The sequence below is a fragment of the Phormidesmis sp. 146-33 genome (assembly GCF_052939515.1).
Map to the genome: position 1 here is coordinate 1 of NZ_JBJPHU010000203.1, position 6,211 is coordinate 6,211.

General features: G+C 47.9%; 7 protein-coding genes. 5 read left to right on the forward strand and 2 right to left on the reverse strand.

Going from position 1 to position 6,211, the window contains the following annotated elements; genetic code table 11:
- Positions 1-911 (forward strand): magnesium chelatase ATPase subunit I (bchI, locus tag ACJ2PR_RS34645; protein ID WP_446880455.1); only part of this gene is annotated, 911 nt, incomplete at its 5' end.
- Positions 912-974: 63 nt separating this feature from the next.
- On the opposite strand, the gene ACJ2PR_RS34650 is transcribed toward bchI, so the two are convergent.
- A complete protein-coding gene (locus tag ACJ2PR_RS34650; RefSeq protein ID WP_446862108.1) occupies positions 975-1,556 on the reverse strand; it encodes an SRPBCC family protein in 582 nt (193 codons plus the stop codon).
- Positions 1,557-1,825: 269 nt separating this feature from the next.
- Between ACJ2PR_RS34650 and ACJ2PR_RS34655 the strand changes: the two genes are divergently transcribed.
- Positions 1,826-2,005, forward strand: a complete 180-nt coding sequence (locus ACJ2PR_RS34655; RefSeq protein WP_446862109.1) for a hypothetical protein — start codon at positions 1,826-1,828, stop codon at positions 2,003-2,005.
- 362 nt (positions 2,006-2,367) lie between these two features.
- Positions 2,368-2,790 (forward strand): DUF2294 domain-containing protein, encoded by a 423-nt coding sequence (locus tag ACJ2PR_RS34660; protein ID WP_446880456.1) that lies wholly within the window; start codon positions 2,368-2,370, stop codon positions 2,788-2,790.
- Here ACJ2PR_RS34660 and ACJ2PR_RS34665 read toward each other — a convergent pair.
- Positions 2,753-3,151 carry a response regulator gene (locus tag ACJ2PR_RS34665; protein WP_446880457.1) on the reverse strand — a complete coding sequence of 133 codons (399 nt, stop codon included), beginning with the start codon at positions 3,149-3,151 and terminating at the stop codon, positions 2,753-2,755. The two genes, ACJ2PR_RS34660 and ACJ2PR_RS34665, sit on opposite strands and share 38 nt — an antisense overlap.
- 723 nt (positions 3,152-3,874) lie before the next feature.
- On the opposite strand from ACJ2PR_RS34665, the gene ACJ2PR_RS34670 reads away from it, so the two are divergent.
- Both ACJ2PR_RS34670 and ACJ2PR_RS34675 read left to right on the forward strand, forming a co-directional pair.
- On the forward strand, positions 3,875-5,239 hold the full coding sequence (locus ACJ2PR_RS34670) for an NAD-dependent succinate-semialdehyde dehydrogenase (RefSeq protein WP_446880458.1): 1,365 nt from the start codon (positions 3,875-3,877) through the stop codon (positions 5,237-5,239).
- Between the two features lie 112 nt (positions 5,240-5,351).
- Positions 5,352-6,211 (forward strand): thiamine pyrophosphate-binding protein (locus ACJ2PR_RS34675; RefSeq protein ID WP_446880459.1); only part of this gene is annotated, 860 nt, incomplete at its 3' end.

Sequence of the window (6,211 nt, forward strand, 5' to 3'; positions counted from 1 at the left end):
AATCCACGACGATTCGGGCGTTGGCTGACCTGTTGCCAGAGATCGAAGTGGTTGCGGACGATCCGTTTAACAGTCATCCCAGTGATCCTGAAATGATGGCGGATGCGGTGCGGCAACTGATCGAGCAGGGTGAAGACGTGCCCGTCGCTCAGAAAAAAGTGATCATGGTCGATCTGCCGCTGGGGGCAACCGAAGATCGCGTTTGTGGAACGATCGACATTGAGAAAGCCCTATCTGAAGGGGTAAAAGCCTTTGAGCCGGGGTTACTCGCCAAGGCCAATCGCGGTATTCTCTACGTCGATGAAGTCAATCTTTTGGATGATCACTTAGTCGATGTGCTGCTCGATTCTGCCGCTTCTGGCTGGAATACGGTTGAGCGAGAAGGCATTTCCATTCGCCACCCGGCTCGATTTGTCTTGGTCGGCTCTGGCAATCCTGAAGAAGGAGAACTGCGCCCCCAACTGCTCGATCGCTTTGGGATGCACGCCGAGATTCGCACCGTTAAAGAACCTGCTTTGAGAGTTCAGATTGTCGAACAGCGCACCGAGTTTGATCAAGACCCCCAATCCTTTTTGGAGAAATATCAAACCGAACAGGATGCCCTTCAGCAAAAGTTGGTCAATGCTCAAGAACGGCTGAAGAAGATCGCCATTGAATATGATCTGCGCGTCAAGATTTCTCAGGTTTGCTCAGAGTTAGATGTAGACGGACTGCGCGGCGATATCGTCACTAACCGGGCTGCTAAAGCGATCGCTGCCTTTGAAGGTCGTACCGAAGTCACCGTTAATGATATTCGTCGCGTCGCCACCCTGTGTCTCCGGCACCGTTTGAGAAAAGACCCGATGGAATCGATCGATTCTGGCTACAAAGTTGAGAAAGTCTTCAATCAAGTGTTTGGCGAAGCGGTTTGATGCTGTGAATTCAACGGGTGTGAAGCGGGATAATTTGCCTGACGCACCCGATCGCACAACTTTTCAGGCGCACATGACTCGGCGCATTTGTCTCAGATTGGTTGGCAGATCCAAGCGGATGGCTTGCTCGATCAAGAGTCCAGGGACAGGAATCGTCGGAGTTGCCTGAACGGAGTAGGTTAAAACAGTGCCGTTTTCGTAGGCTTCGAGGCTGAGGTCGGCAAAAAAGTCGCTAAAGCTGCCCGATTCTAGATAAAACTGAACTCGCTGATGGTGAGTTTCTAAAACTTTGAGATAGATTTCAACTTGTGCACTAAAGACCAAAAAAGCTTTGCTGGCACTTTGATAGAGCCGTTTGACCTGCCGCTTTGCACTGTTTGAAGCGTTAATTCCTGAGTGCAACACCTGACTGTGGGTAACATCAGGAAAATATTGTGTCCAGCGAGGATAATCGGTAAGCTGTTGCCAGACTTGATCTGGAGTCAAAGGCAGGTATAGTCGAGCAGTGACCGCCCCACCCCAAGCAGAATAAGCGCGTGTGGTCAGCAAAACTTCGCCTTGTAGAAGGGCTATCCGATCGATCTGTCCCCTAGATTGATTGGCAACACTGAAATTGATCGCGTTGGGTTCGATAGAAGCAGCCATTTTGATTTCACTCCTCATCCGTTCCAGCAGTCTAAGCTAGAGTGTATGACGATCGAGTTGCTTTCACCATCACACGCTCACAAGTTTGTATACTCTTAATCTTCCCGTCAATTTCGCATTATTGACTGACAAAAATCCGGGATATTCTATCTCAGGTTTGAGAGGTCGGTTTTGAGAATTTGGTCTGAGAATTTGCAAGCAAAACAGTAAAGCCAATTGCTGATCTAAATTGCTGATCTAAATGTTTTAATGCTGTTGAGGAACCTGCTATGAGTCGATCGACGAATTCGAGAGCCGTTGTGTACTTAGTTGTCTTGGGGCTAACGGCGATCGTGTGGCTGCTCAGAGGAATTGGGCTGCTTACCTTTATTCCAGGCTTTATCCTGTGGGTTTTGATCTTGCTGTCGATCGCGCTTACGATCGTCAATGGTTGGATAGAAACTAGATAAAGCGATCTCTTCGAGTTACCCGCAAGGGGTCGCTTCGAGTTACCCGCAAGGGGTCGCTTCGAGTTATCTCTAAGGGGTTACTCACGCTAAAGGTTTCAGTTACCAACTGTGTGATCAAAACAGCTTTTTACCGTATAAAACTGTTAAAGAACATTAGAATAAGCTTTAAATTGTTGGGAACTAAAGCCTATAATCAGACCCATTTGTAACACTTAAGTCTGACTCTCTCGATTTCTCTACGCCATTTCTCTACACGATAGTTTAAACCCATCTTGAGGCGGATTATATCCGATCGTTGAACTGCAACAATACTAAAACAAAGACAACTTTGTTATGGATACCTAATATTGCTAATAATGGATATGACAACAACTCCCACTCGTGGACAGCTAGAACGTGCCCTTTCTCAAAAAATTCAAGCCCTCTATCGGACTCAACTTGGACATCAGCCCAGCCGTGTACAGTGCCAAATTTTTGATGGCAAAGTGGTGATTATTTTAGAAGACTCCATCACTAAGCCAGAAAAGGTTTTGGTAGACAATGGTCAAGAAGAATTAGCCGAAAAAGTGAGAGATGACCTGGATAAAGCCATGCATCCTCAGTTAAGTGAATTAATTAAAGAAGTGATAGGAATTGATGTGATTGATGTGTTGAGCGATGCTACGTTTGAGACGGGACGCACAGGCACGATCGCGGTACTGGCTGATACGCCTCAGTTTCGGGAATCGCAAAACAACGCCCGTCGCCCTAGAGGAGAGAATGCACCTTCAGATGGCGATGAATAACCGTCTGCAAGTCTTCTAAATCGTAGGGTTTGCATAAATAGTCGTCACAGCGGGACTGATTTAAACGATCGTTTGCGTCCTCTTGTGACAGTCCGGTTAAAGCAATCATTGGGATATGGCTGGTATCGGGCGATCGCTTGAGCCGAGAAATCACTTCAACTCCATCGATGCCTGGTAGTAAGAGATCCATCAGAATAAGGTCGGGAGATTTCTCGGCGATCAGAGTCAGTGCTGTTTCGCCATCTGTCGCAGTGAGTAAAAAGCAGTCAATGACTTCGGAAAGTTGATATTCAAGTAGGAAAAGATTGTCCTGGTTATCGTCCACAGCCAGGATCAAGGGCTTGCTACGGCCTACGCTCATATTCATATAGATCCGTATCTTTTAAGTTCTAAGGTCAGTCCAAGCACTTAGCTCGCTCCATCAATCCACTAACCTAATAACCATTAACAAAGCGCTTTGGCGACTAAAGAGCCGCTTTTGATGAGTGGTTTGCAATGGCTTAGAATGGCTTCGCAGGTTGACAATTTCTCTTTCTCGTCGAGAGAAGCTGCAAGCTGCCTATGAGAGCTTAAGTAATCTAATTAATCACATCCTATGGTAAAGAATGAGTGAATGCTCAAAGATTATAATTAATTAAGCTTTCAATATCTTCTTGATCGCTCCTATAGTTAGCAGATTTCAGCACATTGTAAATTAAGTCCCAGTATCACAAATTACAAGGCAGCTAATTATTTAATTCTCCTATGAGCGATCGATGTTTCGTGGTTTACATCTAAATTTGTAATGAATTAAACGTTTTCACGCTTAAACAAACGAACGGTTCACAAGACTTCTAAGGTCTGTTAGGTGACTCAATCATTGATTAAAAGCAAGCCTATTTCAGCAGTTGAATTGACTCAGTACTGCTAGAAGTGATTGAGCTATGAAGTTACAGATATGACCCTAAAACAGGAAACAAGCCTTTAAGAAAAATGGCGGTGTCTGAAATTTTAATAGACAATTGAGGAGAGGATTCACAATGGGAGTGACCGAAGGAATTAACCTTCACAATCGCTGCCCAAATTTAACCTGGAGGTGTGGGTCATGGGTATCGCTACAACTAACCCAACAACTGGAGAAACCCTAAAAACATTTGACGCGCTCAGTGATCGAGAGTTGGAAAATCGAATCGATCGCGCCCAACAAACTTTTCTGGAGTATCGCCGCATTCCGATCGCTCAAAAGGCAATCTGGCTGACTCGTGCGGCTGGGATTTTAGAAGAGGAGCGCGATCGCTTTGGCAGATTAATGACGCTGGAAATGGGCAAACCATTGAAGGCCGCGATCGCAGAAGTTGAAAAATCGGCTTCAGTTTGTCGGTTTTATGCAAAACATGCGGCTGAGTTTTTGTCAGACGTGCCGATCATGACAGACGCAACTCAGAGCTTTGTGCGCTATCAGTCGTTGGGTGTGATTCTCGCTGTGATGCCGTGGAATTTTCCGTTTTGGCAGGTGTTTCGATTTGCGGCTCCTGCTCTCATGGCGGGCAACGTGGGCTTACTCAAACATGCTTCTAATGTGCCACAGTCTGCCCTGGCGATCGAAGAGATTCTCACGCGATCGGGCTTTCCCACAGGCGCTTTTCAGACGTTGCTGATTGGGGCGGATAAAGTGGCAGGCATCGTGGCGGACGATCGCATCAAAGCAGCCACCCTGACTGGAAGCGAACCCGCAGGGATTAGTTTGGCAACGATCGCTGGACAGCATCTCAAAAAAGTGGTGTTGGAATTGGGCGGCAGCGACCCCTTTATCGTCATGCCTAGTGCGGATTTAGAGGTAGCGGTTTCGACGGCGGTGACGGCGAGAATGCTCAACAGTGGTCAGTCTTGTATTGCCGCCAAGCGGTTTATTGTGGCGGAAGCGATCGCCGATGAATTCACCAAGCGTCTCATTCAAAAATACAGTGCGCTGAAGGTGGGCGATCCAATGTTGCCTGAGACAGAAATTGGCCCGCTGGCGACTCCCAATATTCTCAAAGACATTGACCAACAGGTACAAGAAGCGGTCAAACAAGGAGCCAAAGTGTTGATTGGGGGAGCGCCGATCGAGCGTCCGGGCAACTTCTATGCGCCGACGATTTTGAGCGAGATTCCGGTTGGCAGTCCGGCAGAGTCAGAAGAAATCTTTGGCCCGGTTGCGCTGTTGTTTCGCGTTCCTGATCTGGATGCAGCTATTCATCGCGCCAACGATTCGCCCTTTGGATTGGGAGCCAGCGCCTGGACGAACGATTTTGCGGAACGCGATCGCCTCGTCAATGAGATCGAAGCCGGGTCAGTCTTTATCAACGGTATGGTCAAATCTGATCCACGACTTCCCTTTGGGGGCATCAAGCGATCGGGCTATGGTCGCGAATTGGGCAGAGAAGGCATCCACGAGTTTGTCAACATCAAAACGGTCTGGGAAAAATAGGGGTGACTTCTGAAGGATGTAAGTTATAAACGAGGCGAGACTTGCGACTGTACTCTACAACACTCGGTCAAACCTCTTTCTGACCTGGCTTAAAACTTTTTCTGGGGGCAATATGGGCGACATGAATACGGCTGAACTCCTGGTGCACTGTCTGGAGAATGAAGGTGTGCGCTACATTTTTGGCGTGCCTGGAGAAGAAAATCTGGACGTTTTGGAAGCGCTACAACATTCCTCGATTCAGTTCATTACCACGCGCCACGAGCAAGGGGCCGCCTTCATGGCCGATGTCTATGGGCGACTCACCGGACAAGCGGGAATTTGTCTATCTACGCTCGGCCCAGGGGCGACTAACTTGATGACCGGAGTGGCAGATGCGAACCTCGATCGCGCTCCCCTGATCGCCATTACTGGACAGGTGGGCACCGATCGAATGCATATCGAATCTCATCAATATCTGGATCTGGTGGCCATGTTTGCTCCGGTGACCAAGTGGAACGCGCAGATCGTTCGCCCCAGCAATACGGCCGAGATTGTCCGCAAAGCCTTTAAGCTGTCCCAATCTGAAAAACCGGGAGCCGTCCATATTGATCTGCCCGAAAACATCGCCGCCATGCCTGTAGTCGGTAAACCTTTGGCAACTGACAATATCGAAAAAACCTACGCCTCGTTTCACAGCATTGAGAAGGCAGCGATCGCGATTTCTCATGCCAAAAATCCGCTGATTTTAGTAGGCAATGGAGCGATCAGAGCCAACGCCAGCGACATGGTGACTAAGTTTGCGACTCAATTGAATATTCCTGTAGCCAATACTTTTATGGGCAAGGGTGTGATTCCGTTTGAGCATCCGTTGGCGCTGTGGGCCGTTGGGTTGCAGCAGCGAGACTACATTAGCTGTGGATTTGATCAAGCTGATTTGGTGATTGCGATCGGCTATGACTTGATTGAATACTCACCCAAAAAGTGGAATCCTGA

What these genes read in the sequence shown, in the direction of transcription:
- ACJ2PR_RS34650 (WP_446862108.1), bottom strand. Translation starts at nt 1,556, where the DNA reads ATGGCTGCTTCTATCGAACCCAACGCGATCAATTTCAGTGTTGCCAAT.
- ACJ2PR_RS34655 (WP_446862109.1), top strand. Translation starts at nt 1,826, where the DNA reads ATGAGTCGATCGACGAATTCGAGAGCCGTTGTGTACTTAGTTGTCTTG.
- ACJ2PR_RS34660 (WP_446880456.1), top strand. Translation starts at nt 2,368, where the DNA reads ATGACAACAACTCCCACTCGTGGACAGCTAGAACGTGCCCTTTCTCAA.
- ACJ2PR_RS34665 (WP_446880457.1), bottom strand. Translation starts at nt 3,151, where the DNA reads ATGAGCGTAGGCCGTAGCAAGCCCTTGATCCTGGCTGTGGACGATAAC.
- ACJ2PR_RS34670 (WP_446880458.1), top strand. Translation starts at nt 3,875, where the DNA reads ATGGGTATCGCTACAACTAACCCAACAACTGGAGAAACCCTAAAAACA.